Here is a 25654-nt window from a genome sequence, read left to right as displayed (position 1 = left end):
CGGCTAAAGCTCCAACGGGTCCGCTTCGAGGTCCCGCGTGGCGATGGTGAAAATCCCTCGCTCCGGCCGCGTCTTAACGGTGGACGCGGCGCAGATTGCGAAGCGCACCCGATGGCCTGCCCAGCGCATCGCTCGGGCGGCGGTAATTAGGTGGCCACCCGTAGTCGCTACGTCGTCAATCAGGATAACTTCATGTTTGGGCAGGGCGTCTTCCACACGGATATTTTCGAACAGGATGCCGGGATCGCGCGGCCCGCCTTCGCTGGCCTTCTGCCACTGCTCTTCCCAATGCAGCGCCTCTGCGACCGTGAACCCTGGCGCTCGCAACGCGACATGATCGGCCAGCTTTTTGCCCTTGGCGTCTGCACCTATTGCGAGGCAATCGGACGACGGGACAGGAACTATGAGGCCTCCGCCTGGCAGCAATCGGAGCGCTAGTGCGCCAGCCCATTCGCTCCAGATATCGAAGGCAGGTTGCGGCGTCTCGGTCGTGAATCTGACCCACGGACCGCTCGGTTTGCGAAGGGTGACATAGCCATTGATGGCACGCCCCTTAAGCGTTTGCACGAACATATGCGCGTCATGGTCGCTGCCGTTCCATGCGGTTAATCCCTCATAGCTGGGATATCCGCAGTACGAATGCACCATCAGGCTCATGCCGGGTAGACATCCCCGATCAATTTAGCCGTGCTATCTAGGATCGTCGTTCGCGGCGATGCCAGAAACTTTGCGGGCCACGTCAGGTCCGGGTTTTCTACCACATTGCGAGCGATGACCAACCAGCGCCCCAGACGTTGGCACTCTACCGCCTGATGCAGAGTGCCAGATGAATCGGAAGCCTCAATGACCACGCTTGCATCTGACAGGGCGGCCATGGTCCGGTTGCGGGCCGGGAAGTTTGAGGGAAAGACCCTCTCCCCCGTCGCGAACTGGGAAATTAGCAGGTGGTCGCGGTAAATCGCTTCCTGCAATTCCCGGTTGCCAGCCGGATAGGCTTTGTCCAGCGGAGTTCCGATGACAGCGACGACGCGCCCGCCCGCCTCGATCGCACCTGTAAGCGCTTCGGTGTCGATGCCCTCCGCAAGCCCGGAGGTGACGATTATCCCCGCCTCGGCGAGTTGCCGCCCCAGCTGGCGGGCGCGCTTGCGGCCCAACTCGCTCGCCTTGCGCGCGCCGATTACAGCGATGCAGCGATTGGACAGAAGATCGACGTCGCCCGCCACATACACCCGGCCTGCACCCGTCTCGTCCGATTTGGTGACGGATCGCAGAAAGTCGATTTGGCGCGGCTCCATCTGGGCGCGCCCGCCCATGGCGAGCAAGCGCGAGAATGGCACCGCTTCCGCGCCCGCTGGCGGGACATAGCGAGGACCGCGCGTCCCGGCCGTTGTCGATCGCCCTACGCCTTTCGTCACTGGCAGCACCTGCATGAATCGCCCCTCTGCCCTGAAACTCGCATATCTGTGGCGAAGGCGCAAATCACACGCGTGCGCTAGGCCTCCGGCCCATCCCGGCGTTCATCGGCTTCCCGATGGGGTTGAGGGACGGGGCGGAATGCGCGAAGCCATGCGCGGGCGATGACTGCCCCGTCGGCGCTAGCGACCTTTATGCCGCTGGGCCTCTCTTCATGTCGGTTTGTCGGGTTGGAGCTGTTGGGGGCGTCCATAACCTATTCTCCTTCTTCGCGGTCGTCGTCTTGGTCAGCGAGGGCGAGATCGATCGGCGTCTTAGCCAAATCAGAAAGCACATCGTTCAGCGCGTCTTCGATGCGCTTGCGCAGCTTCCAGTCCTGATTGGCGACCTGGGCTCCTACCCGCTGAAGGCGTGAAACGGCTATCTCGATGACGCCAGCGTAGGCGTTCGTCATATCGGGCCGGGATGCAAGGTCGCCACGCTCGATCGCGTTCTTTCGTTCGATCGCTTCGGCCTGCGCGGACGCCAGCCGTGCGCGTTCGGCTTCAAGGCTTCCGGGCTTCGTGCTGTCGCGCCCGGCCGCACCCGTGCGCAGGTGACGAATGTAGGCCAAGCGGCAGGCGTCAAGATCGAAGCCCCCCGGTTTGGCGCGATCGGGCAAAACGCCCTTGTCTTTCAATTTTGAGACTGTGGACTGATTTAGGTCGAGATGTTCCGCGACCTGCGATTGCGTCGCCATAAAATTTATTCTCCGGGTGGTGCAAAGTTCAGCAAATCCGGTGGTTTTGGCAAATATTATTATGCCCCCCTTAGGAGAGGCTGTGCCTAGAGAGATTGTGCGCCTTTGCCCCCCGTATAGCGAGATCCGCCCGGAAGGACCCAAGGGCAGGGGGGGGCAGGCGGCCATCGTTGCCGGATCGGCTGGCACCATCGTCTCACACTGATGATGCAGGCTAGGGGGTAGCCTCGCAAGGGCTTTCCGGCGCGTCCGTGTAGCCCAGCGTTTCCGTCAACATCGACGTGGCGAGGTTGATCATGGCAGTGGCCGCCATCGTGTGGTCGTTGATCTCGCGGCCTAGGTCTAGCCAGAACTCTCGGGCGGCGAACTGTGCGTAATCCCATGCGGGCGTCTCGGGCGTTGGGGTGCTGGTGTCCGTGGTCATCGTCGTCTCCTTAGGTGGAATGTTCGGGGCGCAAGTGGCGGGGAAAAGGTGTGCGGCTATCCTCCCGTGCCCGCTCGTAGTTCGGCCAGGCGCGCCATCCCTTTCGGTGTCACCATCACCTGGGCAACCCACTTGTCAGGCTTGCCGGGTCGCTGGACTGTGTAGCCCTTATGTTCCAGTAGGTGCGCCGCCAGCGCCTTCCCGTGGGCGACATAGGGGCCGCCATCGGACCTGCGGAATATCCAGCCTGCGCCCTCCATCCACGCTGACAGTTTGCGCGGCGGGACGCCCAACGCCTTTGCCGCGTCGGTCAGGCACATCATGCCTTGGGCGTCTGCGATCCGGTCAAGGGCGGCAGCCTTGGGTTCGAGTTGGGCAATGCGCTCACCTGCATTGACGGCCATGCCCGATAGGTCGTGGACTAGGCGTTTAAGTACGGCTGGATCGTACAGGTCCAGCGCGGGGGCTGGAGTGCCGTATTGCCCGGTTCTCATGATGCTTGGGACGACTTCAGCCGTAATCCATTTGCGCACCCGGTATGGCAGGGTCCCGGGCTTCATGGCATCCCGGCAACGCACGATCAGCGTGAGCAAGCCGGAGAGGCTGACTATGGTGGCATCGGATCCCGACCCTAGGAAAATCTTAGCCTTCTCCGTCTGGTCGAGCGGCTTTGCGGCCGTGGTCGGATTGCGAAGGCCCAGCATCCCGCAAATGTCGGCCAGGACAAACCAAGCCTGTCCATCGTGGTCGGTGATGGCGCGGAGCGCGTGATCCTCGAAATGAAAGGGGACGATGTTCGTCATGCTGCTGCACTCCGGGGTGTAGCCCAGCCGTGCCGGGCGCAGAGAGTTGCGAAGGCTTCTGGCGGCATGCCGCGCTCGATCAGCCAGCGACAGCGACGCTCCAGCTTGTCGAGGCGCTCCGGCGCCCAATTGGCATAAGCGAGATGCTTGCCGCGCGAGATCGTCCAGACTTCATCTGCGGTGATGCCGTCGACCATCTGCAAATTCGCAGCCTTGCCGTCTTGACCCGATTGGACGTAATGCCACCTGCGCATGCCGATGTCGTATGCCCAGCGGTTGTTCTCGTGACACCATTCGAGCATGCGCTGCTCGCTCCAGCCGCCCGATGATATGGCTTGTGCGTTGCCAAGGGGGTTTGCTTTCATCGGTTGTAATTCCCTTCCAGCACCTTGAGGAAATTGGCCTTGCCGATGATCCAATCAAAGGTGAGAAACCGGCCGTCGCGCAGGAAGGGGGAGTGATCGATGCTGGCCAGCACCTGCTTGAAGTCTTCGATTGAATATTCAGCCATCCGCGCCTTGAGCTTCTGGCGGCGCTCGGGCGTCAGGCTACGGATTGACGGCTTGCCCAGACGGGCAGCAAGCGCGTTCCATATTTCCACGAAATGCTCTGGTCTAAGGGCATCCGGTTCATGCCCAATTTCGGCATCTTCGGGGATAGATGCGTTAGCATCTATATCTACCGTGTCCCTGATAGTGTCCGTCACCCGTTTTCGGGTGTCTTCCCCGGGAAAAACGGAAGTGTTCCGCTTTTGGAAGTCTTCCGTTTTCGGAAGTGTTCCGCTTTTGGTGGCCTTTGCCTTTTCGGGCGGTCGATCAAGGTTGATGGCATAGACCTTGATTTGACGGGTCCGGCCGCGACGTTCGCCCGTGTCTGACACAAAGCCCATGGCCTCGAGCCGGGCAATAGCAGTGATCGCCGTTTTAACGTCCATGTTGCCGAAGGCGGCTAGGGCTGCGGTCGATGGGAAAGCCCGGGCGCTATCGTCTGCCCAGTTGGCCAGTGCGAGCAGAGCCATTTTGGCGGCCATGTTTCCGGTGTCCTGTGTCGCCGCCCATGCGATGGCTGAAAAGCTCATGCAAGGTGCGCCCCCGTCGCGGCTGGCATGGTGCGGGTGAGGGCGGCGGTGGCGGCCTCGCTCATTGGGCCGCACCGCTCGGCGTGGTGCGATCGTCCACCTCCCAGCCGCGCCTGGCGGCCAGCCGGGCGGCATAGTCGCGAGCGTCGGCGAGAGCGTCGAACCCCAGGTTCATGGCGGCGCTGTCGATATGATCCGGTCTGACATCGACGCGGAAGTCGTACCGGGTGCGGCGGATCAGGAGGCAATAGGGCGCATGGATTTCTGCCCGGCCGCGACGATGCGCGCCGGATTGGCGTTTCTTCATGGGGCATTTCCTCGGGAGGGCGGCAGGGAGGCCGCTCAGGGGCGCGCTCAGGCGAAGGCGGCGACGATGGGCCAGCCGTGGGCGACGGAAAGCTCTCCAGCGGCGCGGGAGGCGGTCAGGGCGGAGGTGAACAGCGCGTCGGCTGGGTCTGCATCGTCAGAGCCGCCAATGCGGGGCGGCTGGACGCGCAGGCGGATCATGCTTCGGCCTTGCCAGTCAAGCACGATGGCCCGGCCGGTAAGCTCAAGGCTTGGCATCGCTGCCTGCCCGCGCCGCGCGCGTCTGTTCGGCGAAATGCTCGGCGAGGGCGGAGCGGAGCGCGCAAATCAAACGCCCTTGGCGGAATGTAGGGATTAGGCCCTTTTCATGCTGGTAAAGCACTCTGCGCTCAGGCCAATCTAGGTGCTCGGCAATCGCCGCGACACCCGTTAAAAGGTCAGATTGCTTATCGTCTCTTGCAACGCTCATGCGACACTCCTTGCGACACGGGCCAGCCGCGCCTGATTGTAAGTAGTTGAATCTTAAGCCTTTCGGCTTGTGGTGGTTGGGGGTTATAAGGATGAAAAAATGGCCCGCCGGAGCGAGCCTAAGGTACTGTTATTATTGATGTAATTGGTTCTTTTTGGCGGATTAATCAGTTTCCGCGCCGGATCATAAGCGATGCGCCATGCGACGAACGATTGCAGGATTGTGGAGTAGCCGATGCGGCTGCTCTTACGGACGGAGACCTGGGACGTTTCCGGGTCGGTGAAGGCGTCCGCCATGTCGGACTGGAAGGGGAACGGCCGGATCTTCGCGCCATCATCGGACCGGGCGTGGTCGCACATGAACTGCGACAGCTTCGGCCGCATCTTTGGAGCGAAAGCCGCCAGCCAGTGCTGAGCGACGACCGCGCCGTCAACGCTGGTGATGCGCAGCGCCTCAATCTTCGTCGTCGTCTCCGGGGGCGTCTTCGTCATCAAAGCCCCCGCCAACCGCCTCCTCGATGCGTGTCATGCTAAGATCGGTCAGCACGTCATTGATTGCGGTTTCGATCCTCTTGCGCAGCTTCACATCGCCCTGCGCCACCTGCGCGCCGACCTGCTGCAACCGGGAAACCGCCATGATGATGACGCCCGCGCCTGCGGCGATCATGTCGGTGCGGTTCGCCAACTCCTTGCGGCGCTCGGCATTGTCCATGGCCTTGCCGTCGGCCTGTTCCTTGGCAAGGCGCGCGCGCTCCGATTCCAGATCGAGGGCATCGGGATCATGCCGCCCGATCTTGATGCTGACGTAGGCCTCAAGGTTTTCGGCCCAGCTAGCGCCATCCGCAGGCAGGTCGCCCTTCGATCGCAGTTCGCCAATCCAGCGGCTGGAGCATCCGAACAGAGCGGCAAGGTGTGGCCGGGTCGGCTCGCTCAGGTCGATGTCCATGCACTTCCCTGTTCGATTACTGTGAAACCCGCAGAAAACCGTCGCCTATTACTTTAGGGAGGAAGAACTAAGGCAGTTTCTGTGGCTAGCGAGCTTCTGCGCCTTTGCCCCCCGTATAGGGAGATCCGCCCGGAAGGACCCAAGGGCAGGGGGGGGGAGGGGCGGCGTCACCCCCTCCCGCGCACCACGGCCCGTGCCTCGGCCACGATGCGCTCCACCTCGCTGATGATCCGCTCCGCCCGCCCGATGGACCGCGACGGCTCGCGCATGTCGAATGCCACGCTGTGCAGTTCGCCGGCCAGGCGCTCCATGTGGTCAGCCGGGCATAAGCGATGCTGCATGGCTCGCTCCATCTCGATCAGTGATCACAGAAATGCGTCGCACAACCCCGAAAGCATGATCGGTGGATCGGCGACCGCAGTGGCTAGGCCACACTTCGGCAAATGCCTATGCCGCGCTGCGCGGCGAAGACGCAGATGTATATGATATGTTCCGCAGTCGTCAAGCGGCCGATAGAAGGCGGCGTGAATTGACCTTCACCCTGGCGTGTCCGCCAAAGCCAGTAAACCGCACATGCGCATAGCTGCCCTGCACCTCTTCGATAATGCCTACCAGCCCTTCGAAGCTGGGCATGTCACCGCACCGCACCGCCTCGCCCGGCGTGAACATCCGCACATGCTCAATTGGGCGGCCGTGTTGCTCAGCAACGCGCAGCTGATCAAGCTCACGATCACTCACCGCAGGATAGGTCAAACCATGGCGGAACACCCTGAAGAACGGGCATCCGCGCATAACCATTCTGCGCTGATCCTTGTCCCATACCTGATATGAAGGCGTCGGCGAGTGCGCCATGGCCAGCACATCTGCGATCCGGTCATAGCGGGCAAAGGCGAATGTGGGCATCAGCGGCGCAGTCTGCTCGACCCGCTCGCGCATCTTGCCCACGCGCTTGACCGCGATCCCGATGGGTGTCCATGCTTCAATGCCAGCGTCTGCCAGCGCGCTGGCGACGGCAAGTGTCCCAGCGCTCGACGTGCGCACGATACACCAATCTGTTGCCCTATGCCCGCTCATGCCCGCTTGCTCCGTTCTTCTCTTGTTCTTTACCGCTTCGAAGGATGGGACGCCAGCGCATCGCTGACCGTCGCCTCAACCTGCGCCGAATGCTCCGCGTCGTATGGCGGCACCCATTCCCGGTCATGTCGCAGCATCATCATCTCCGCCCGCGCTATGCGCGCTGTGCGCTTGCCCCTGGTGCGCGCAGCGGCGGCGCGGATCTCGGATACAGTGGGAAAGAACCGGGCCGTATTGATCAGATGATCGGCACCCGCGCGCAGGTCGACCAATGGGATGTCGGCGAGGGCGGATGCGTAAATGTCCAGCTTTGCCTCGGCTACAGCGCCGTCGCCCTTTGCGCGCGGAAGTGCCACGGCCAGGCCCGAAATGATTGTGTCGATCTCCTCTTCATCGGCGAGAGGTGGTCGAGCCGCATCAACATATGCCTGAAGTGCAGCGCGGCCCACGGGACCTGGAACCTTAAGCTCCAACACGCTAATCCGACTGTCCAGCGCGGCGGCGAGCGCGGCGTGCAGCGGCGGCTCGCAGTAATTCGTCACCGCTGTGCGCTGCGGCTGAACCTTCACCAGATGACCCATGTTCATTCTCCCGTTTGGCGACCTTGAGGCGGACTGCGCCGCTGAAATATTTGAGGCTGTGGATGGCGGCTGACGCTGATGTGATGCCTTCGCGCACCGCATCCCGCATGTCGTCGGGCGTTGCGCCATGGCCGATCCATTCTCGGATCAGGTCGATGTGTTGACCGATGCGGCTGGGATCGACGTGGCGAACTCTCGCCATCCTTGCCAGTTCGTCGGTCAGGGCAGCGATATCGATCGCGCCTGCATCATCATCACCAACAACAATTGAAGATGGAGAAGGAGATGAAGAAGAAGGGGGGGGTAAAATAACCCCCCTTATATCATCATCCAAGGGGGGTTTCTCGTTGCGAGGACGCCCCCCCTTTGTTCCATGGGAAGCCCCCTTTTGGCCATGGACCTTGCCCAGCGATCCACCGGCGGCGCGCGCATCACGAACCGCCTCATCACGCACCATGCGACGGCTGTAGATCACGCCATCATCGGTGCGCGAGAACACGCCGTTCGCGTCCAGATCCTTGATGGCGCGCTTCACCGCCGCCGGGCTTTCGCCCACGAGGCGAGCGAGCATGTCATCGGAGATAGGGCGACCCTGGGCGGTCAGATGTCCATAAGGCTCCCCCTCATGCATGATCGCCATCATCTCGATCCAAAGCCCACGCGCGAGCATGGTGCAAAGCCGCAGGCCCGGATCGGTGCGCCAGTCACCGGGATAGAATTGAAATGCAGGACGCTTGCTCATAGCGGCTCCAACGTGACGATGATTTCGCCGCCAGGCACGATCTCATCATGAAATATGGGAACGGTGCGGAACCGTTTATCGTCCACCTTCACCGCCAGCGCGACGCCGTCCCGACCATGCTTGAAGCTGGCAATAAGATTGTCGTCATCCCGCGACCGTCGGTCTGGCGGGAAGAATTCAATGCGCAGCGCGATCCTCTCACTGTCAGGCGCGCGGAGCTTTGCCTCCAATGAGGCTGCCCAGCACGCCTGGCGATAGGATTTCTTCGCCCGCAACTTGTCGCGCATCTTGCCATGGAAGTTTGGCGAAAGCGGGCGCGATGGCCAGGGAAGGCGGACCGAGTTGGAAATCGCCCTTACTCCATCCCTAGCGCGGCAAGATAGGTCTGGAGGATGGCCTCCATCTCCTGCCGGTCATGCGGCTGCATCTTCCGCAGGCGGACGATCTGGCGCATGATCTTAGGGTCGTAGCCGGTGGCCTTCGCCTCCAGATAGACGTCCTTAATGTCGTCCCTGATCCCCTTGTCTTCTTCTGAGAGCCTTTCGATCCGCTCGATGAGCAAGCGCAATTGGTCGGCGGCGACATTGCCTTCAGACATTCGGTATCTCCTCAAAAATAGATCTCTGCGGGTCGGGATGCGCGACATCCCAGTGAGCCAAGTGGGCTTTTGCCCTTTCCAGATCGGCGACGGAGGCATCTCGTTCGGTGACGGCAGCCGCGTGTTTCGCAGCCGCCCGATCACGACGAGCCTCGCCAAAGGTCACTGCAGCCACCAGCCGCTCGCGCTGTTGCTCCGGAGTTGCGGGGCGTGGCTCAATCTTCACTGGACACCTCAGCGGCGTCGGCGACCTCGAAACCCAGATACGCGCGGGCATAGTCCGGCCGACGGGCGGAGAACTGAGCGGGTACCGCCAGCGTGTCAGCGGTACGGGCGATCAGCGACTCGACGCGGCCGTGCAGTCGTTCACTGCCATTGCTGCCATCGGCACGGCGCACAGCCATCTCGGCATTACCAATAGGCTCGGCACCGGAAGATGCATCGCTACAGCGGCGCTGCCAGATTCTCTTTCCGGTCATTGGTCACGCGCTTCCGGGGCAGTATGCAGGCCCTGTTCGATCTGCTCAACGAACGTGCCCAGCCGGGTGCAAAGCAACGTGCCGCCTTCTGCATCAACTTTGCCAGCCGCGATCAGATTGGTGACCGCGGCGATCTGGCAGCGACCGAAGTCGGCGACCTGTCCGCGTTCATCATTGCGCGCCTGGGCCGACACCTCGGCGAAGGTGCGACGGCGGTAGCGGCGCGTCATGCTGCGACTGCCTTGCCGACGCATACACGGAGGCCGTGCAGTGGGCAGGTGACAATGCCATCACCATCGGCGGGGTATTGTGTCAGATCCGCTTTACGGTGAGGGCAAAGCACACGACCGTCTGGCAACCGAACGGGTTGCACCTCATCGCCATATGACTTGCGGAGCTGCTGAATAGTTGGCTTGCCGCCGTGGGCATAGTTTGAATCCGCAGATCGGCATTTCCGGCGCGCAACAGCCGGACGACCGCGGGGCAGTTCTACTGTTCGGTCGTGAAGCGGCCATTGCCCGACAGCGCCATCAACCGTGTTGCCGGTCCAGTTCTCGATTAACCTGACTTGGGCAGCCGTGAGGAAGCGGGCGTCGACGTGGTAATGACGATGAGGGAAATTCAGGATGCCGTTATCAGTGTGTGCTGGGCCTATAACCGGCGAGGTACCGACACGGCCCATATACCGAAAGTCCCTGATCACCGGGACAAGATAGAAACGTCCGACCTTGGGGGGCTGGCGAAGGGATGACAGATGAACGCTCATGCCGCCTGATGCCCCATGCTCGCCGCAAGTGCGTGGAACCGGCCGACGCATGCGTTCTTGCTCTTTTTCAGAATCTTGCCGATGGCCGCGAAGGTCAGGCCTTCCGCCATGCCATCCATCAGGATTGCTTCCTGATCGTCGGTCCAGCCGTTTTTCTGCCTGCGCCTGCCGACCTTGCCAGCCGTCCGCTTCCCGGTCTTCACGATCGTCACGACCCGTGTGTCGCGGCCGCGCTCGACCGTGATCAAGCCTATAGTCTCCAGCATGGCGATCAGGTCGGAGGCTTTCGACGGGCTGGCATAACCCAGCGTCCGCGACAGGTCGTCATTACTGGGGCAGGGGACGCCAGCGTTTGCGGCACGTTCCAGCGCGCGCAGCATCTTGGTCAGCCGGTCGTCGCGGACCACCTGTTGCGGCGTCCGCTTGCCGTTCCGGCCGGGCAATATAATATCTTTCGCGGAACCGGCATTGACCGGGACCGCGCTGTTCGCGCTTTCCATATCGTCACTCCTGGGCCGACCGGCCCGCTCAGTTCAAAATCTCGTCAGCCGTCTTTCAGCCGAACCTCGTTGCGGCGGCGCTCCATCATGCCAGCCGCTTTGATGATCGTGTCGATGGCGCCCGCCTTGTCGAGGGTGCGCACGTCGTCGTCACAGCACACATTATCGCCAAACAGCGTGATCAGCAGCGGAAGCGCCTGCGCGATCGCCACGGGAATGTGCGAGACGTTGCCGCAACAGATCGCGTCGGTCGGCACCGCCTTGGCGCCGATCAGGGCTAGGATGGTATTGAGCGCGTCAGGGCCGAACGCCTTTCCGATGCCAAGAAGTGGCAGCGGAGACAGGTCGCCCTTGCGGTTGCGTGCATTGCCGACCGTCGCAGCAGACGCGCCGATCAGTTCTGCCATGTCCTGATCCGTCAGGCCTTCCGGCGCGGCGAGCGCGCTGACGGTCTGGCTGACAGCCTCGCGATAAGAACTTTGGGTGAGGCGGGGCAACTTGCCCAACACGCTGGGCGCACCTGCGCGTAGACCGGCCCCATGATCACAGCATCCACTCATCACGCCGCGTCCTTCTGTGCATTGGGACAGTCACGCACGCCGCAAGCGCGGATCGACATGTCGTCCAGCCGCGCGTCGCATGTGGTGTAGCGCGACGATTACGGTGTCCGGTCGGCGTCAATTTTGATGGCCGATAGGTGGCCGCGCCGGTTGGTGAATTCTGGCTACCATTTGCTGTTGCGAGGAGCAACCGTCGAGCGACAATTACGACGCTGGGTAATTGTCGCTGGCGCTGGCCGGAAGCGAGGGTTTGAAGCGCATGGGATGGTTGGCATGTAATTGGCGCTGGCGACAATTACCCGTTGCCTCAGCAAGGGTGCTCCCGAGCGCGAAGCCAGCGGCAATTATGATGGCCGGTCCGGGGCGCCATTGGGCGTGTCGTAATCGCCGGCGTTGATGCGGGCGACGGCGGAACGCTTGCGGTAGCTTTCGCCGTTCATCTCGATGATGGTCGAGTGGTGCACGAGGCGGTCGATCGCGGCGACAGTCATGGCGGGATCAGGGAAGACGTTGTCCCATGCCGAAAATGGCTGGTTGGCGGTAATGGCGAGCGAGTGGCGTTCGTAGCGGTGGGCGATGAGCTCGAACAAGGCGCTGGTCTCGACCTGGTCCTTGCGGACGTAGGACAGATCGTCGAGCACGATGAGATCGAACTTGTCGAGCTTGTCGAGCATGGCGGGCAGGCTGAGGTCGCGGCGCGCGGACTGGAGCTTCTGGACCATGTCGGTGGTGGAGCAGAACAGGACGCGCCGCCCCGTGTCGATGAGGGCATGGCCAATGGCGGCAACTGCGTGCGTCTTGCCGGTCCCGCTCTGGCCGAACAGCAGCAGGTTGCCGCCGTTCTCGATCCAGTCGTCACCGGCGGCGAGGGACAAGAGGTGCGGTTTGCGGATGCCGGGGGCGGCGTCGAAATCGAAGGTGGCGAAGGTCTTGCCTGCGGGCAAGCCGGACTGGTCGCGATGGCGCTGGATGCGCCGGGAGGAGCGATCAGCCATCTCGATCTCGAGAAGCGAGGCCAGCAGGTTGGCGGCCGGCCAGCCATCGCGATCGGCGGTGTCGGTGAGGCGCTTCCAGTTGCGGTTGATGCTCGGCAGGCGCAAGGCCTTCAGCAGGGTAGGCAGTACGGCGGCGGCCTGATCCTTGGTGCGGGTCATCAGTGCACCTCCCCGCTGGCGATCAGGCTGTTGTAGCTGTGCAGATCGGGTGGCGGGATAGCGACATCGCGCTGCGATCTTGCGGTTGGCAGGAACTCGTCCCTGAGCGCATCGACATCGGGCAAGCGCCCGCTGTCGAGAGCCTCATCGATCCGCCGGGCCAGCACGTCGACACAGTCGCCCCTGGCGGCGATATCGAGCAGCGCGACGGCATCGCGGCAGGCCTGCCGTCCATCGAGTTGGGCATCGAAGGCTTGCCAGGCCCGCCGGTAGGCGTGATCGGGGAAGAGGGCTTCGCGGTAGACGAGGTTGCGCAGTGCACCGGGCTTGCGGCGCAGGTTACCGATCATGTGCCGGAAATCGATGCTATGCCCCCGGTGGGGATGACTGATCCGCACACGCGGCGTGGACATTACCCTGTCTGGACCGAGGAAGAGCTCGATGCGATCGTCAAAGAGATGCGCGTTGAGGCGCCGTCCGACGAGGCGGGAAGGCACCGAATAGGTAACCCGATCGATGGCGACGGTGCCGTTGCGGGTGACATCGACGGTGACCATGGCGAAATCGGTGGTTCGCCTTGCGGGCAGCGCCTTGAGTACCCTGCGTTCTGCATCGATGCGCGCAGCATGTCGCCGGTTCTGTCTGGCGACCTGCGCCTCAACGAACTCGCGCCAGGCCTCGATGCTGACGAAATCGCGGCTGCCCCGCCGGCGTAAGGCCTGATCGAGCCGTCGCTTGAGATGGGCATGGGGACCTTCGATCGATCCGTTCTCGTGCGCCTCGCCGCGGTTGTTGCGGGTAGCAAGCATGCCGTAATGACGACACAGCTCGTCATAGCTTCGGGTGAAATCCCGCTGCGCATCGGCGTTGAGGTTTTTGTAGGCGGCTGACAGGGAATCGCTGCGGTGTTCGGCCGGCGCACCGCCCAGCTTCCACAACGCATCCTGCAGGTGCTCCGAAAGGGCGGCAAAGCTCTCCCCGCCCAGCACGACAGCCGCATGCTCCCAGCCACTCGCCGCCAAGCGGAAGTGGTAGAGGCGATAGGCCAGGGTCTCGCCGGCAACAGTGACCTTGAGACTGTCGCATACCGTGAAATCCGACAGGCCCTGCCGACCGGGCTCATGATGCTGCGGGAAGAAGATCTCCTTCTCGCCGCCGTGCAGTGCCCGCCAGCGGGCGATCCGGCGTTCCAGTGTTCGTCGTATCGCATCGGGAACAGCATCCTCGCCGAACTCGTCCTGGAGCGTCTCGAAGACCGTGACGGCAATGATACCGTCGATCTGGAGCAACTCCTCTATACGTGGCCAGAATGGCTCGAGCGGATCGGCGCGGGTGCGCCAGTGGCGCTCCTTCTTCTTCTGGGACGGAAGCTGCGGATCGTTCTCGATCCGGCGTGCGCTGCGTTCGCTGATACCGGCCTTGGCAGCCGCGACGGCCTGGGTGTGTTGGCGACGATGGGTCATGAAGAGAAATACCTGCTGATCGGAAATGTGGTGGCCCGGCATCGCAAACCCATCGCTCGTTGTTCGATGAGTGTTCCGATACCACCGCCCGCCACAGCCCCGATCTGCCCCCCGAAAGAAGGGGAAAAAGATCGCCACCGGTTGTCTGGTCCGCTCTCCGGTCGGGGCTGCGCCCCTCCCTACGATCAGACCAGACAACCGATCCTACCGGCCATCATAGTCGCCGCTCAACCGGCCATCGTAGTTGTCGCCGCGCATGTGGTGCAAAGGGCGGGCGAAATATCCTCCGGGGCAATGAAATTGGTCCACGCTACGACATGGTCGCGCTTTCCAGCGGCATCGATGATCCGCTGCCAGTATCGCGCGGGAATGCTTCCCCGGTTCCTCCACTGGCGAACAAGGACGCCGCTTTCGCCGATATCGGCTGCGAGCGCCTCCGCGTTGCCATCCCAGACGGCATAGATCGATGACAGGTGAGACATGCCGCATTGATACAATACGTATCGGTCAAGTCAATACCCAACGTATCGCTACGCTGTGTATTGATCGTCATATGTCTTCAGAACCAGCCGCGCGGCTACGGCGCGCCCGAATAGATGCAGGATATCAAAGCGCGCAGGCGGCTGTCGATGCTTATGGATGGTCGTCGGCGGCCTACCGTCACCATGAGAACGGCACCCGTGGCTTCGACTTTGCGACAGCGCAGCGCTACGCAAAGGCCTTCAAGGTTCAAGCCCCGTGGCTCATGGGTGAAGGTGGGGATGCTCCATCGCCGGATCTGCCTCTTGTGCGCGGCGCTGCCGACGGCGACGGCGCGATCGCGCTGAAGCGCATTAACTTGGGCTTTGCCATGGGAGATGGCACCAACCTGGACGACTATGTCGAGGAAGCGGTCGCCCTGTTCGATCCGAACATCCTGCGCCTTATCAGCCCGTCACCAGCGCACCGCCTGCTGGTGGCCGACGGTGTGGGCGACAGTATGCTCCCCACACTCATGGACAGCGACATGATCGTCATCGACACGATGCAGAACCAGCTGAACAAATGGGACCGCATCTGGGCGATAAGCCTTCATGGCGCGGGAGCAGTAAAGCGCATCGGCCTGGCCGAGAGCGGCAAGGTGGAAATTATTTCCGACAATCCGATCGTGCCGAACAAGGTCGTGTCGGTCGAGGATGTGCGGATTATCGGGCGGGTGGTTTGGTCGGGGCGGCGGCATTGAAAACCGAACGCATTTTTCGTTCATTGATAATCAAGGGTTGTTGACCTACATGTCAACAAATGAGATTGAGCAGCTCATCGCATCGGGCGTAATCGAGCGGTATGATCCGGAACTGGAGGCGCATGTTCTAGAGGCGCGTACAATCTATATGTTTAAGAAGGTTCGTGATCAGATTGCGGATCGCGTTCAGCACGCCGCCTCAGATCGTCAGCTTGAAACATCGCCGATGGAGCAGCTTGACGCTGTATTTACGGATTTTTGCGATGGAACTGAGCTATATACGAGCGAACAGTTTAAGTGTTTGAACCCAAAATCTAAAGGGGTTTGGGAGATAAAGACGCCAGATGTTCGAATGTTTGGCTGGTTTTATCTGAAAGACGTTTTCATCGCGACATCAGTTGATACCAAGCATCGTATTCTAGAGCATAATTTATATACCGGTTACATCAACGAAGCCTCAGACTTGAGAATTAAGTTTTTCGGAGATGAAGCTGAATATATCAGCGGGACGGAACCTGACAATGTCATATCGAACTGGAGTTAAGGGCAATCGTCGTGCGGCTGCTCGATTTGTCGCAAAGGCGCACCGCACGGTGCAAAAGGCTTTCGAGGTTCGCAAAGCGGCTGGACTGACACAAGCCGCTATAGCTGAACAGCTCGATGTACATCGGTCCGTGATTAACCGCCAACTCAACGGCAACGATGACATGTCCATTGGTAGGGTTGCTGAATTCGCCTGGGCGATGGGCTACGATGTCGACCTGAAGTTCGTTGAAAAGCCAGTAAGTGGTCGCGGTAATATTCTACCAGCTGTGCCTCCCGCTTTGCGATCCAGCTCTTCAGCATTCGGCAACGATGTTGCCACTTTGCGTGCCAATAGCAAAAAATTCGAGGTGCCAGCATGATTCCCGGCGTTCAGGCGGTGTCGATTTTCTGTGAAGATCTTCGCGCGGAGCTTGGCAACAAGGAGAGCTTGGTCGGCGCATTGCCTAGCAACATCGGCATGCCAGCTTTTCCAGCAGCCGTTACTAAGTTTTGTATCTACACTAGGATTACATTGCTGGCGGGCGCCAAGCTCGAACTCTTCGACCTGATAATGATCACGCCGAACGGGCAGTCCATGTTTTTATCCAAGCTGGAGCAGGCGGTCATTGACGAATGCCAGTCGGCGATGCTCAAATATGGCGATCCGACCGGATCGATCGTCATGAGGGTAATAGGAGAGCCTTTTGTTTTCCCGGTTCCGGGGCATTATTCGGTTGTATTGCGCGGGTCGCACGGCGACCTCCTTACAGGGTCAATTAATTTTTTGACTGTGTAGTAGTTTGTCGCAACTCTCCCTCGCCATCGTCGGCGCTGACCACCCGAACAAGGACAAGTCCAACCGCCGGTCGGAGATCCTGTGGTCCACGCCGGGCGAGGAAGTGCATCTCGTACCTGAGCCGAAAAACCCGGTCGATCCCCAGGCGGTGGCGGCGTTCAGCACGCGCGGCGTGCAGATCGGCTATGTGAAATCCTTTCAGGCGCAGCTCATCCACACCTACCTGGCGCGCGGGCGGATTACGGCGGCCATCTTTCAGGATCGGGCGGCATGGGGCGCCGTCATTCGGATTGGGCTGGATGGTGAGATCCCGACGCTGCCTGAGTTGCCAGCCGAATCAGCGCAGGATGAAGACGGGTTTTATCCCGACTGGATACCGCCCGACGAATAGCGATACATAACGTATTGACATGAACGATACGTGATGTATTGTTTCTCCATCACCTGACCCGCTCGGCATCCAGCCAGCGCGAGAGACGGTGGGGAGAAGATCATGGTTGGCATCGATCGCCTGAGAGGCGTCAATCCCGACATTCCTGCCGACTTTGACCCGGAGGTGGCATTCGCCGCTCTGGGCAGTATCCTGGCATCGATGCGGGCAAGCTACGGCTTCACTTGGCTGGGCATCCACGTCCATCGCGACGGCCACTTTCAGGCGGAAGGCACTTGGGGCGACGCTGAAATCGCAACCGCTGACGGTGACGACGCCAACGCAGCGCTGAAAGGCCTGGTCGCGATCAAGTCGAGCATCGCCGCATGAGCGCCTTCTCAATCTTCGCCGCCTCGCTGTTCGCCGCCGCTGGCATCGGCTCGCTCGCCATGACGGTCCATATGCTCTGGCACTACCGCGACAAAATGGCCGCCGCCCTGCTGTTCGAACCGATCCCGCAGGAGGCCGTACATGCGCCCCGACGCTGATCCGCGCGGCTGCGCACTCTCGCCGGTCGTCGTCGGCATTGCTTGCGCCCTGGGCGCAGGCATGTGGCTTTTCAGTTTCAAGCTGCTGGCCATGGCCTGCCGTGTCGTGGCGGGGGCAGGGCAATGATCGCCGTCGCCCGCACCGCCGCCGCGCAGGCCGAACGCTTCCGCGCCATTCTCCACCTTCCCCCACTGTCCTCAATGTGCGCAAGCGCGACCCGCGCGCATCGGACGGTAGCCTCGGACGATCGGACCTCTCCCCCGTCGTCATTGCGAACCCGCAGGTCGGCCGTCGAGGCCGGTCGATCTGCCATGCCCCAGGATGATCCTATGCAGGCCAGCGCCGACTACATCAGCCGCCAGTATGGCGTGCCCGTCACCATCGGCGGGCGCATCCGCTATTCCGGAGACGACCAGCCGCAGGACGGCACGATCGTGTCAGTCGAAGGCGCCCGATTGCGGATCAAGCTCGACGGGTCGGATTACGTCGGCCTCTATCATCCGACCTGGGAGATTGAATATCTCGAAGGGAGCCGCGCATGAACGTCGGCTACGCCTCCCTCGCCGACATGCAGTCATGGGCCGCATCCGTCATGGCGCGGCCATGCGACTTCCCGATCGGCGATCCGGTCTATCTGGAACGTTGGTGGATCATCCCGCGCAATGAGCAGCAGAATGTCTACCTGCATCGGATCCTGCGCGACGATGACGATCGCGCGCTGCATGATCACCCGTGGGCGAACACGTCCTACCTCATCGCGGGCAGCTATCGCGAGATCACGCCCGACGGCATCTTCATCCGCCAGCCTGGCGACGTCGTCACGCGCCCCGCGACCGCGATGCACCGCCTTGAACTGATCGACGGTATGCCAGCCGTGTCGCTGTTCTTCACCGGCACGAAAGAGCGTGAGTGGGGCTTCGACTGCCGCAATGGCTGGGTCCACTGGCGCGACTTCACCGGCGGCGCGAACGGTGAGCTGGTTGGGCGTGGCTGCGGGGAGATGGCGTGATGGCCGACGACACGATCGCGCGGCTAAGCGCCGCCCTCATCAAATGCCGGGATCAATTCGCCTTCTATGCTGGGGAGCATCGCGGGGCGGGGAAAGCAGAGAAGGCTGCTACCAACCAGCGCTTAGCCGATCTCGCATCTGATGCGCTGGTTGGCCTTGAGCCTGCAATCAAAAACCCGACGGGATGGTTCTATGCCGGCCATCACGACGCAGAATGGTGGACCATGGGAGGCATCGACCGCGATAGCACGATCGCAGCCGCTCGCGCGGACATGCCAGGTGAGCCGGTCTGGATTCTACAGGCCAAGCGCCAGATCCCTAACTTTCATATTTTTGACGCTGACCAGATCAATGAGCAGCTTCTGGAGGATGAAGTCTGGGGTGAAGACGGATGGGAGGGCGGCCACATGGACGGTCCACACGCCATCGAACTGGAGGCTCGCCTGGCGGCCACGCTGCGCGGATGGTTCGCAGAGTGTTGCGACCTGCATGGCGCACAGCTGGACTTCATCAATGGCCCGGAAGAGGTGCCGCCGGCATGAGCAAGTTCGGTGCCGAAACGGATGAATTCACTATCGGCATGAGCCGGTGGGGGCCTTGCCACATCACGCGGTCGGGCACGGAGGGGCGGATCTCCCACTGCCGCCGCAACCCCGCGTCATGCAAATTCTGCCACGAACACGGCGTGCCGCAGAACCCGCCAGATCCTTTCGATGCCGCCTGCGAACTGCTGCGCGCGAACTGGGGCAAGAAGTGGCTCGAAAGCGACCGCGTATCGGGCGACTTGGGCACCGACGAGATATGGCCAGCCGACGGCCTGCACATCGCCGCGATCGATGACGACACGCGGGCGCGCACCATCCTTGTCAGCTTCGGCGACAACCATGCGGCGATGGGCGCTCTGTGCGCGATCGTCGCTGTCCACAATGAGATGATCGGGAGGCCGGACTGATGATCGCCGCCACCGTCTGCTCTGGCATCGGCGCGCCGGAAGTCGCCATGCCGCACTGGCGATGGTCGCTCGCCTCGGAGATCGAGGCGGCACCGCGCTCCATCATGTCCTATCGCCATGGCGCGGAGGATGCGCGCCGCACTCGCCAGGGCGGCGGTCCCGCGCTCTGGGGCGACTTCACCGCGATCCGCGTGCGGTTCCTCCGCAGGCTGGGCGTCACCCTGCCGCAATGGCTGGTCGCCGGGACGCCGTGCCAGTCCTTTTCCGTCGCAGGCCTGCGCGGCGGCATGGCCGATGCGCGCGGCAATCTCACCATGGAGTTCCTTCGCCTTGTTCACGCTCTTCGACGCGCTGGAAGCCTCCGGGGATTCCTCTGGGAAAACGTCCCCGGCATCCTCTCCCACGCCGACAACCCCTTCGGATGTTTCCTGGCAGGAATTGTCGGGAGCGATACCCCCATCGTTTCACCACTCAAACGCGGACGGTGGCCTGGTGCGGGCATGGTTGATGGACCCTTCGGAAAAGCCGCGTGGCGCGTTTCGGACGCTCAATATTTCGGCCTGGCCCAGCGCCGCGCGCGTGTCATCCTTGTCGCAAGTTTTGTGGACGGGATTGATCCCGCTGCGGTACTTTTTGAGCGCACTGGCCTGCACGGGAATCATCCGCCGCGCCGCGAACCGGGGCAAGCGGCTCCCACCATCCCTAGCCGCAGCACTGGAGGCGGGGGCCTCGGCACCGACTTCGACTGCGATGGAGGGTTGATCCGCCACGTCGCTGAGATAGCCGCCACATTGCCCGCAGGCGGCAACCAGACGGGCGGCGCGCGCCAGCCGGGAATGGGGGCGGAGACTGCGGCCACGATGCTGGTAAGCGCAACCGTGTCGTCCAAATGGGCCAAGGGGTCCGGCGGGCCGTGCGGCGACGAATGCCAGAATCTGGTTGCGGTTCCATTGGCATTTAACAGCCGGGAAGATTGTTGTTCGAGCGAGGAAGTTTTCGGGTCGCTCGGATCATCCAGTCCGCAGGCGCAGGCGATCGCCTATGCGGTTCATGCCGACGCCGTCGGCCGTACCGGTGAGGCCAAAAGCATGTCACCAGATGCGGAGGGCCGTATGCGCCTGCGCGACGCTGGCATGGGCATCAGCGAGGATGCATCATTCAGCCTGACATCGGGCCAGCCGCACGCCGTTGCGTTTGATATGCGAGGCCGCGAAGGTGGCGCGCAGCTTGAGGGGCCGCACGACACCGCCAACATCCGGGCCGCGTCCGGCGGGTCCAGCCGTAGCTATGTCGCCAGCACCGGCGTTCGCCGCCTCATGCCGGTCGAGTGCGAGCGGCTTCAGGGCTTTCCCGACCACTTCACTGCCGTTCCCTACCGGACGCGCACCGTCGACGCCGATGAGGCTGAACTGGCGGCGATCGAGGGGCGGTCGGTCTGGCAAGATGGTGATCGGCTTGTGACCGACTGCATGGCAGACGGCCCGCGCTACAAGGCGCTGGGCAATTCCATGCCCGTCAACGTCATCCGCCACTACCTCCAGCGCGTGGAAAGGCAGGCGGCATGACCGACACCCTCGAAACCCTGCGCGCCGAACGTGACGAGGCCGATCGCCGCGCCGGGGCCGCAGAGCGTCATGTCGAGCAGCTGCGCGCCATGCTCGCCGAAGGGCAGGCGGCCATTGCCGTCGTCGTCGCCGGACTGTCGGACCCGCAGAAGCGCCTGCTCTGCCGCCTCCAGCCCCACCGGCCAGCCGACGATGACGGGCAGGACTTTACCTATGTCGTGGAAACGCGCGGCGTGGGCCTTGACACCTGCGCGGCGCTCGCCCGGCGCGGGATCATGGTGGGCGGGGAGGGGTATTCATTCCAGAACCGCAATCGCGGCTATTGCCGACTGACGCGGCTGGGGCTGCGCATCCGTCATTCCCTCTTGATCGAAAGGAGTACGGCGTGACCTGGCCCAACCTCACGGCGCCGCAGCGCCGTATGCTCATGGACAGCGAACCGGACGATGTCACGGGCGCGCGGGGCGTGGGTATCGAACTGCGCAGCGGTGCCGATTACGCGGTCGCCAAGGCGCTGGAGCGCCGCAAGCTGGGGCATCGCCAAGGGCCGGGCGGACCGCTGCCGGGAATGTATTGGAACAACGCGACCGGCCTCGCCGTGCGATCGGCGATCGAGGAGGGTAAATAATGGGAGCCGCTGCGCGCCAGGTGACGTTCAACACGCCGCCGCTCACGTTCAACCGAGACGCCGCCCTGCAATATACCGGGCTGGCGCCCAAGCTGTTCACGCACCTCGAGACATCCGGCTCGCTGACCGGCCGGCGAATCGGGCGCAATGGTGAACTGGTCTATCTGCGCGAGCATCTGGACAAGGTGACGGCCAATCTGTTCGGCGGCACCTCCACCGACATTGATAGCGAATTCGAGGGACTGGGTGGCTAAGATCAGACTGCCGCGCTACCTGCGCGCCAAGCGGACGTCGAAGGGCGAGACTGCATATTTCTGGGAACGCCCCAGCTGGGCGAAGCCGCCAGCCGAGAAGTTCGGTCGCGTCTGCATGGTCGATTCTGAAGCGCTGGGCAGCGACCTGTCGCACGCTATCGGCAAGGCCGAACTTCTCAATGCCGCGCTGGACGACTGGCGGCTGGGTGTGGAGGGCAAGGCTGCCGAGGGTAGCGTCAAGGCGCTGTTCGCCTGGTATCGTGGCCACGTCCGCTACAAGGAGGCCAGTCACCGCACCCGCCAGGACTATCGCGAGATGATGGCGATCGTGGAGGCGGTCCAACTCAAGACAACGACCTTTGGCCAGCGCCGCGCCGTCGAGGTCAACGCCAGTCACGCGGACGCGCTCTATCGGCTGCTCATCAAACAGAAGGGTGACCGGCAGGGCGCATACTGCATGCAGGTGTGCCGGCGCGTGTGGAATGAGGCGATTCGCGCGAAGAAGGTGAAAGATCCCAACCCGTTCGCGCGCATGGGCATCAAGATGACCGCGAAGAAGGGAAACCGGGCCAACACTCGCGCTGAATATGACCTGTTCCGGGCAAAGGCGCGGGAGATGGGGCATCAGTCTTTGGCGACCGCCGCAGCGATCTCCTTCGAGCTGTTGCGCCGCGTGTCGGACGTGTTCGGCTACATCCTTGAGCCGGGCGACGAGGAACGGGGCTTCTTCTGGGAGGATTACCAGCCGGGCGTCCAGTTCGCCATGCGCCAAGGCAAGACGGGCGACACCCAGATCATCCCCCTGCGCGGTGCGCCGGATCCTGACAGCGAGGATGACGACGTCCGCGCGCGCGGTGCGCTGCTCTATCCTGAACTGGAGGCGGAGTTGGCCCGCATGAAGCGCGGGCAGGGGCACATCGTCATCAACGAGCGCACCGGCAAGCGGTTCACCGAGCGCGAGGTCGGCCGTCGGCTGCGGTCGATTCGCGAGGCGGCTGGACTGCCCAAGGATTTCACCATGACAGGCTTCCGCCACGGAGGGGCAACCGAGATGGGCGATGCCGGGATATATGACATTCGGCCGATATCGGGCCACCGGACGCTTCAGCAAACGGCGACCTACAACAAGGCGAATCAGGAAAAGGCGCGCAGCGCGGGCACTGCCCGGCAGCGGCACATTGTCGAGCGGGCGAGGAAAGAGAAGGATCGACCATGACCGACGCCGCCAGATCGGATCGCGATTTGTCGGAATGACATGTCGGAAAAAGTCGGAACGACGAAACCCGGCAACGCCGAAGCGCGCCGGAAAATCCAACGTTTACAGAATGGTGCGGACGGCGGGACTTGAACCCGCATTTCCAGGGGAAGGCGGATTTTAAGTCCGCTGCGTCTACCGATTTCGCCACGTCCGCGCGAACCGTTCCGGTCACGCTCCCCTGACCGCTGGCGCGGGTCAGGTCAAGCCCGCTGTGGCAGGATCAGTCGTCGCCCTTGACGTTCAACCGCTCGCGCATTTCCTTGCCCGGCTTGAAATAGGGGACGCGCTTGGCCGATACCGGCACCTGCTCCCCCGTGCGCGGGTTGCGCCCGGTCCGGGCGTCGCGCGCCCGCGTGGTGAATGCGCCAAAGCCGCGCAATTCGACCCGGCCCCCCGACGCCAGCCGGTCCACAATCTCGCGGAAGAAAAGATCGACGATCTTTTCTACCTCCGCAAGGTTAAGCCCCGGATTCTCGTCAGCCAGTTTCTGGATCAGTTCCGAACGGATCATTGGTTCTCCAGCCCCCTATGCTGTGCCCCTTCATTGCATAGAGGTTCTGCGAGGCGTTGACAATCAGGCAACAAAAAGATCGTTTCGTTTCCAGACACTGACAAGAAAAAACCCGCCGAACCATAAGGTCCGGCGGGTTTTTCTAAACGACAAGTCGAAAGACGAAAGCTTTTAGCCTTCGGTCTTGGCCTTGAGCGCTTCGCCCAGAATGTCACCCAGCGACGCGCCGCTGTCGGACGAACCATATTGCGCCACAGCCTGCTTCTCTTCGGCGATCTGCATCGCCTTGATCGAGAAGGTCGGCTTCTTGGCACGGTCGAAGCCGGTGATCATGGCGTCGAACTTCTGGCCGGTCTGGAAGCGTTCCGAACGCTGTTCGTCACGGTCACGGCCCAGGTCGCTGCGCTTGATGAAGCCAGTGGCGCCATCTTCGCCAGCCTGGACTTCCAGGCCGCCGTCGCGAACTTCAAGCACGGTCACGGTGACGATCGCGTTCTTGTTCAGGCCAGCAGCAGCAGCAGTGGTGCCGCCCGCAGCCGGACCGCCACGCTCAAGCTGCTTCATGCCAAGGCTGATGCGCTCCTTCTCGACGTCGATGTCGAGAACGACAGCCGAAACGGCCTCGCCCTTGCGGTGCAGCGCCAGCGCGTCTTCGCCCGAAATGCCCCATGCGATGTCGGACATGTGGACCATGCCGTCGACGTCGCCGTCCAGGCCGATGAACAGGCCGAACTCGGTCGCATTCTTGACTTCGCCCTCGACGGTCGAACCGATCGGGTGACGCTCGGCAAAGCTGTCCCACGGGTTCGACTGTGCCTGCTTGAGGCCCAGCGAGATGCGGCGCTTTTCGGGATCGACTTCCAGAACCAGAACTTCGACTTCCTGGCTGGTCGAAACGATCTTGCCGGGGTGGACGTTCTTCTTGGTCCAGGACATTTCGCTGACGTGGACCAGACCTTCGATGCCCGGCTCCAGCTCGACGAACGCACCATATTCGGTGATGTTCGTGACGCGGCCCGACAGCTTGGCACCGATCGGATACTTGGCGCTCGCGCCTTCCCACGGATCGCTTTCCAACTGCTTCATGCCGAGCGAGATGCGCTGGGTGTCGCGGTTGATGCGGATGATCTGGACACGGACGGTATCGCCGATGTTGATCATCTCATTGGGGTGGTTGATGCGCTTGTAGCTCAGGTCAGTGACGTGCAGCAGGCCATCGATGCCGCCCAGGTCAACGAACGCACCATAATCGGTGATGTTCTTGACGACGCCCTCGATGATCTGACCTTCGGCCAGCGTCTGGATGAGGCCGCTGCGCTGTTCGGCGCGGGTTTCTTCGAGGATGGCGCGACGCGACACGACGATGTTGCCGCGACGACGATCCATCTTGAGGATCTGGAAAGGCTGCGGAATATCCATCAGCGGGGTGACATCGCGCACGGGGCGAATGTCGACCTGGCTGCCGGGCAGGAACGCAACGGCACCGTCCAGGTCGACGGTGAAGCCGCCCTTGACGCGACCGAAGATGACGCCTTCGACGCGCGCGCTCTCGGTGAACTCGGCTTCCAGCTTGTCCCAGGCGGCTTCGCGGCGGGCGCGGTCACGCGACAGCATGGCTTCGCCATGGGCGTTTTCGACGCGGTCGACATAGACTTCGACTTCGTCGCCGACCTTGATGTCGGCCTTCTGGCCCGGCATCGCGAATTCGCGCAGCGGCACGCGGCCTTCGGACTTCAGACCTACGTCGATGACGGCCAGGTCGTTTTCGATGGCGGTAACGGTGCCCTTGACGACGCGACCTTCAAAGCCGCCGTCCTCGCCACCGAGGGAATCATTGAGAAGCGCGGCGAAATCGTCGCGCGTGGGGAATGCCGTAGAGGCCATGGTTAGTCCTTCACTCGTCATTGCTGGCCAACCGGTT

The 25654-nt window shown here is 62.3% G+C and carries 45 protein-coding genes and 1 tRNA gene; 17 read left to right on the top strand and 29 right to left on the bottom strand.

The window, feature by feature from the left end:
* Positions 1-3: 3 nt before the first annotated feature.
* The 26 genes from SPBM01_RS07490 to SPBM01_RS07365 all read right to left on the bottom strand — a co-directional run bounded on the left by SPBM01_RS07490 (position 4) and on the right by SPBM01_RS07365 (position 14576).
* Positions 4-657 carry a phosphoribosyltransferase gene (locus tag SPBM01_RS07490; RefSeq protein WP_188064718.1) on the bottom strand — a complete coding sequence of 218 codons (654 nt, stop codon included), beginning with the start codon at positions 655-657 and terminating at the stop codon, positions 4-6.
* Positions 654-1337 (bottom strand): DNA-processing protein DprA, encoded by a 684-nt coding sequence (locus SPBM01_RS07485; protein WP_223177802.1) that lies wholly within the window; start codon positions 1335-1337, stop codon positions 654-656. Before SPBM01_RS07485 ends, SPBM01_RS07490 begins: the two co-directional genes overlap by 4 nt.
* A 332-nt stretch (positions 1338-1669) precedes the next feature.
* A complete protein-coding gene (locus SPBM01_RS07480; RefSeq protein WP_188064716.1) occupies positions 1670-2152 on the bottom strand; it encodes a hypothetical protein in 483 nt (160 codons plus the stop codon).
* Between the two features lie 214 nt (positions 2153-2366).
* The gene (locus tag SPBM01_RS07475) at positions 2367-2576 is read right to left on the bottom strand and encodes a hypothetical protein (RefSeq protein WP_188064714.1); all 210 of its coding nucleotides are present in this window, start codon (positions 2574-2576) and stop codon (positions 2367-2369) included.
* A gap of 56 nt (positions 2577-2632) precedes the next feature.
* On the bottom strand, positions 2633-3379 hold the full coding sequence (locus SPBM01_RS07470) for a phage antirepressor (RefSeq protein ID WP_188064712.1): 747 nt from the start codon (positions 3377-3379) through the stop codon (positions 2633-2635).
* Positions 3376-3744 (bottom strand): hypothetical protein, encoded by a 369-nt coding sequence (locus SPBM01_RS07465; RefSeq protein ID WP_188064710.1) that lies wholly within the window; start codon positions 3742-3744, stop codon positions 3376-3378. The genes SPBM01_RS07470 and SPBM01_RS07465 overlap by 4 nt, the downstream gene beginning before the upstream one ends.
* A complete protein-coding gene (locus SPBM01_RS07460) occupies positions 3741-4457 on the bottom strand; it encodes a helix-turn-helix domain-containing protein (protein ID WP_188064708.1) in 717 nt (238 codons plus the stop codon). The genes SPBM01_RS07465 and SPBM01_RS07460 overlap by 4 nt, the downstream gene beginning before the upstream one ends.
* Positions 4458-4518: 61 nt before the next feature.
* Complete coding sequence (locus SPBM01_RS07455; protein WP_188064706.1) at positions 4519-4764, bottom strand: hypothetical protein; 246 nt, start codon at positions 4762-4764, stop codon at positions 4519-4521.
* 47 nt (positions 4765-4811) lie between these two features.
* On the bottom strand, positions 4812-5021 hold the full coding sequence (locus tag SPBM01_RS07450) for a hypothetical protein (RefSeq protein ID WP_188064704.1): 210 nt from the start codon (positions 5019-5021) through the stop codon (positions 4812-4814).
* Positions 5008-5232 (bottom strand): DNA-binding protein, encoded by a 225-nt coding sequence (locus SPBM01_RS07445; RefSeq protein ID WP_188064702.1) that lies wholly within the window; start codon positions 5230-5232, stop codon positions 5008-5010. The genes SPBM01_RS07450 and SPBM01_RS07445 overlap by 14 nt, the downstream gene beginning before the upstream one ends.
* 83 nt (positions 5233-5315) lie before the next feature.
* Positions 5316-5723, bottom strand: coding sequence for a phage terminase large subunit family protein (locus SPBM01_RS07440; RefSeq protein ID WP_262504351.1), 408 nt, complete (start codon positions 5721-5723; stop codon positions 5316-5318).
* Positions 5686-6177, bottom strand: coding sequence for a terminase (locus tag SPBM01_RS07435; protein ID WP_188064700.1), 492 nt, complete (start codon positions 6175-6177; stop codon positions 5686-5688). Before SPBM01_RS07435 ends, SPBM01_RS07440 begins: the two co-directional genes overlap by 38 nt.
* 167 nt (positions 6178-6344) lie before the next feature.
* Entirely contained in the window at positions 6345-6518 is a 174-nt protein-coding gene (locus SPBM01_RS07430; protein WP_188065891.1) for a hypothetical protein, read from the bottom strand.
* Between the two features lie 160 nt (positions 6519-6678).
* On the bottom strand, positions 6679-7251 hold the full coding sequence (locus SPBM01_RS07425; RefSeq protein WP_223177801.1) for a hypothetical protein: 573 nt from the start codon (positions 7249-7251) through the stop codon (positions 6679-6681).
* A 29-nt stretch (positions 7252-7280) separates the two neighbouring features.
* Positions 7281-7832 (bottom strand): hypothetical protein, encoded by a 552-nt coding sequence (locus SPBM01_RS07420; RefSeq protein ID WP_188064696.1) that lies wholly within the window; start codon positions 7830-7832, stop codon positions 7281-7283.
* Positions 7729-8475: a hypothetical protein gene (locus tag SPBM01_RS07415; RefSeq protein WP_188064694.1), complete on the bottom strand. Its 747-nt coding sequence runs from the start codon at positions 8473-8475 to the stop codon at positions 7729-7731. The genes SPBM01_RS07420 and SPBM01_RS07415 overlap by 104 nt, the downstream gene beginning before the upstream one ends.
* 95 nt (positions 8476-8570) lie before the next feature.
* A complete protein-coding gene (locus SPBM01_RS07410; RefSeq protein WP_188064692.1) occupies positions 8571-8861 on the bottom strand; it encodes a hypothetical protein in 291 nt (96 codons plus the stop codon).
* A 68-nt stretch (positions 8862-8929) separates the two neighbouring features.
* Positions 8930-9172 (bottom strand): DUF2312 domain-containing protein, encoded by a 243-nt coding sequence (locus SPBM01_RS07405; RefSeq protein ID WP_188064690.1) that lies wholly within the window; start codon positions 9170-9172, stop codon positions 8930-8932.
* A gap of 215 nt (positions 9173-9387) precedes the next feature.
* A complete protein-coding gene (locus SPBM01_RS07395) occupies positions 9388-9651 on the bottom strand; it encodes a hypothetical protein (RefSeq protein WP_188064687.1) in 264 nt (87 codons plus the stop codon).
* Entirely contained in the window at positions 9648-9881 is a 234-nt protein-coding gene (locus tag SPBM01_RS07390; RefSeq protein ID WP_188064685.1) for a hypothetical protein, read from the bottom strand. Before SPBM01_RS07390 ends, SPBM01_RS07395 begins: the two co-directional genes overlap by 4 nt.
* Positions 9878-10417: a hypothetical protein gene (locus SPBM01_RS21750; protein ID WP_223177800.1), complete on the bottom strand. Its 540-nt coding sequence runs from the start codon at positions 10415-10417 to the stop codon at positions 9878-9880. Before SPBM01_RS21750 ends, SPBM01_RS07390 begins: the two co-directional genes overlap by 4 nt.
* Positions 10414-10917 (bottom strand): hypothetical protein, encoded by a 504-nt coding sequence (locus SPBM01_RS07385; protein WP_188064684.1) that lies wholly within the window; start codon positions 10915-10917, stop codon positions 10414-10416. Before SPBM01_RS07385 ends, SPBM01_RS21750 begins: the two co-directional genes overlap by 4 nt.
* Before the next feature lie 44 nt (positions 10918-10961).
* On the bottom strand, positions 10962-11426 hold the full coding sequence (locus tag SPBM01_RS07380; protein WP_188064683.1) for a hypothetical protein: 465 nt from the start codon (positions 11424-11426) through the stop codon (positions 10962-10964).
* Between the two features lie 395 nt (positions 11427-11821).
* Positions 11822-12631, bottom strand: a complete 810-nt coding sequence (gene istB, locus SPBM01_RS07375; protein ID WP_188064682.1) for an IS21-like element helper ATPase IstB — start codon at positions 12629-12631, stop codon at positions 11822-11824.
* Positions 12631-14094, bottom strand: coding sequence for an IS21 family transposase (gene istA / locus SPBM01_RS07370; protein WP_167331044.1), 1464 nt, complete (start codon positions 14092-14094; stop codon positions 12631-12633). Before istA ends, istB begins: the two co-directional genes overlap by 1 nt.
* 227 nt (positions 14095-14321) lie before the next feature.
* A complete protein-coding gene (locus tag SPBM01_RS07365; RefSeq protein ID WP_188064681.1) occupies positions 14322-14576 on the bottom strand; it encodes a hypothetical protein in 255 nt (84 codons plus the stop codon).
* On the opposite strand from SPBM01_RS07365, the gene SPBM01_RS07360 reads away from it, so the two are divergent.
* The 17 genes from SPBM01_RS07360 to SPBM01_RS07280 all read left to right on the top strand — a co-directional run bounded on the left by SPBM01_RS07360 (position 14561) and on the right by SPBM01_RS07280 (position 23180).
* Entirely contained in the window at positions 14561-15316 is a 756-nt protein-coding gene (locus SPBM01_RS07360) for a helix-turn-helix transcriptional regulator (RefSeq protein ID WP_188064680.1), read from the top strand. The two genes, SPBM01_RS07365 and SPBM01_RS07360, sit on opposite strands and share 16 nt — an antisense overlap.
* 49 nt (positions 15317-15365) lie before the next feature.
* On the top strand, positions 15366-15860 hold the full coding sequence (locus tag SPBM01_RS07355) for a hypothetical protein (protein WP_223177799.1): 495 nt from the start codon (positions 15366-15368) through the stop codon (positions 15858-15860).
* Between the two features lie 49 nt (positions 15861-15909).
* Positions 15910-16221 carry a helix-turn-helix domain-containing protein gene (locus SPBM01_RS07350; protein ID WP_188064678.1) on the top strand — a complete coding sequence of 104 codons (312 nt, stop codon included), beginning with the start codon at positions 15910-15912 and terminating at the stop codon, positions 16219-16221.
* Complete coding sequence (locus SPBM01_RS07345; protein ID WP_188064677.1) at positions 16218-16637, top strand: DUF6941 family protein; 420 nt, start codon at positions 16218-16220, stop codon at positions 16635-16637. The genes SPBM01_RS07350 and SPBM01_RS07345 overlap by 4 nt, the downstream gene beginning before the upstream one ends.
* 4 nt (positions 16638-16641) lie before the next feature.
* Positions 16642-17028 (top strand): HIRAN domain-containing protein, encoded by a 387-nt coding sequence (locus SPBM01_RS07340; RefSeq protein WP_188064676.1) that lies wholly within the window; start codon positions 16642-16644, stop codon positions 17026-17028.
* Positions 17029-17130: 102 nt separating this feature from the next.
* Positions 17131-17397 (top strand): hypothetical protein, encoded by a 267-nt coding sequence (locus SPBM01_RS07335; RefSeq protein ID WP_188064675.1) that lies wholly within the window; start codon positions 17131-17133, stop codon positions 17395-17397.
* Positions 17394-17555, top strand: a complete 162-nt coding sequence (locus SPBM01_RS07330; protein WP_188064674.1) for a hypothetical protein — start codon at positions 17394-17396, stop codon at positions 17553-17555. The genes SPBM01_RS07335 and SPBM01_RS07330 overlap by 4 nt, the downstream gene beginning before the upstream one ends.
* Complete coding sequence (locus SPBM01_RS07325) at positions 17539-17682, top strand: hypothetical protein (RefSeq protein WP_188064673.1); 144 nt, start codon at positions 17539-17541, stop codon at positions 17680-17682. Before SPBM01_RS07330 ends, SPBM01_RS07325 begins: the two co-directional genes overlap by 17 nt.
* The gene (locus tag SPBM01_RS07320; protein WP_188064672.1) at positions 17679-18098 is read left to right on the top strand and encodes a hypothetical protein; all 420 of its coding nucleotides are present in this window, start codon (positions 17679-17681) and stop codon (positions 18096-18098) included. Before SPBM01_RS07325 ends, SPBM01_RS07320 begins: the two co-directional genes overlap by 4 nt.
* Positions 18095-18565 carry a hypothetical protein gene (locus SPBM01_RS07315; RefSeq protein WP_188064671.1) on the top strand — a complete coding sequence of 157 codons (471 nt, stop codon included), beginning with the start codon at positions 18095-18097 and terminating at the stop codon, positions 18563-18565. The genes SPBM01_RS07320 and SPBM01_RS07315 overlap by 4 nt, the downstream gene beginning before the upstream one ends.
* Entirely contained in the window at positions 18565-19107 is a 543-nt protein-coding gene (locus SPBM01_RS07310) for a hypothetical protein (RefSeq protein ID WP_188064670.1), read from the top strand. Before SPBM01_RS07315 ends, SPBM01_RS07310 begins: the two co-directional genes overlap by 1 nt.
* Positions 19104-19517, top strand: coding sequence for a hypothetical protein (locus SPBM01_RS07305; protein WP_188064669.1), 414 nt, complete (start codon positions 19104-19106; stop codon positions 19515-19517). The genes SPBM01_RS07310 and SPBM01_RS07305 overlap by 4 nt, the downstream gene beginning before the upstream one ends.
* Complete coding sequence (locus SPBM01_RS07300; RefSeq protein WP_188064668.1) at positions 19517-21082, top strand: DNA cytosine methyltransferase; 1566 nt, start codon at positions 19517-19519, stop codon at positions 21080-21082. Before SPBM01_RS07305 ends, SPBM01_RS07300 begins: the two co-directional genes overlap by 1 nt.
* Positions 21079-21471, top strand: a complete 393-nt coding sequence (locus tag SPBM01_RS07295) for a hypothetical protein (RefSeq protein WP_188064667.1) — start codon at positions 21079-21081, stop codon at positions 21469-21471. Before SPBM01_RS07300 ends, SPBM01_RS07295 begins: the two co-directional genes overlap by 4 nt.
* Positions 21468-21710, top strand: a complete 243-nt coding sequence (locus SPBM01_RS07290; RefSeq protein WP_188064666.1) for a hypothetical protein — start codon at positions 21468-21470, stop codon at positions 21708-21710. The genes SPBM01_RS07295 and SPBM01_RS07290 overlap by 4 nt, the downstream gene beginning before the upstream one ends.
* Positions 21710-21964: a hypothetical protein gene (locus SPBM01_RS07285; RefSeq protein WP_188064665.1), complete on the top strand. Its 255-nt coding sequence runs from the start codon at positions 21710-21712 to the stop codon at positions 21962-21964. Before SPBM01_RS07290 ends, SPBM01_RS07285 begins: the two co-directional genes overlap by 1 nt.
* Entirely contained in the window at positions 21957-23180 is a 1224-nt protein-coding gene (locus SPBM01_RS07280) for a tyrosine-type recombinase/integrase (RefSeq protein ID WP_188064664.1), read from the top strand. Before SPBM01_RS07285 ends, SPBM01_RS07280 begins: the two co-directional genes overlap by 8 nt.
* Before the next feature lie 110 nt (positions 23181-23290).
* Here SPBM01_RS07280 and SPBM01_RS07275 read toward each other — a convergent pair.
* The 3 genes from SPBM01_RS07275 to rpsA form a co-directional block, all read right to left on the bottom strand.
* A tRNA-Leu gene (locus SPBM01_RS07275) sits at positions 23291-23376 on the bottom strand.
* A gap of 66 nt (positions 23377-23442) precedes the next feature.
* Positions 23443-23733 carry an integration host factor subunit beta gene (locus SPBM01_RS07270; RefSeq protein WP_188064663.1) on the bottom strand — a complete coding sequence of 97 codons (291 nt, stop codon included), beginning with the start codon at positions 23731-23733 and terminating at the stop codon, positions 23443-23445.
* A 171-nt stretch (positions 23734-23904) separates the two neighbouring features.
* Positions 23905-25617 (bottom strand): 30S ribosomal protein S1, encoded by a 1713-nt coding sequence (gene rpsA / locus SPBM01_RS07265; protein WP_188064662.1) that lies wholly within the window; start codon positions 25615-25617, stop codon positions 23905-23907.
* Positions 25618-25654 lie beyond the last annotated feature (37 nt).

Source organism: Sphingobium sp. KCTC 72723, assembly GCF_014280435.1.
Lineage (GTDB): Bacteria > Pseudomonadota > Alphaproteobacteria > Sphingomonadales > Sphingomonadaceae > Sphingobium.
Note: the sequence above shows the minus strand (reverse complement) of the source record. Positions and strands in the feature narration are given on the sequence as shown.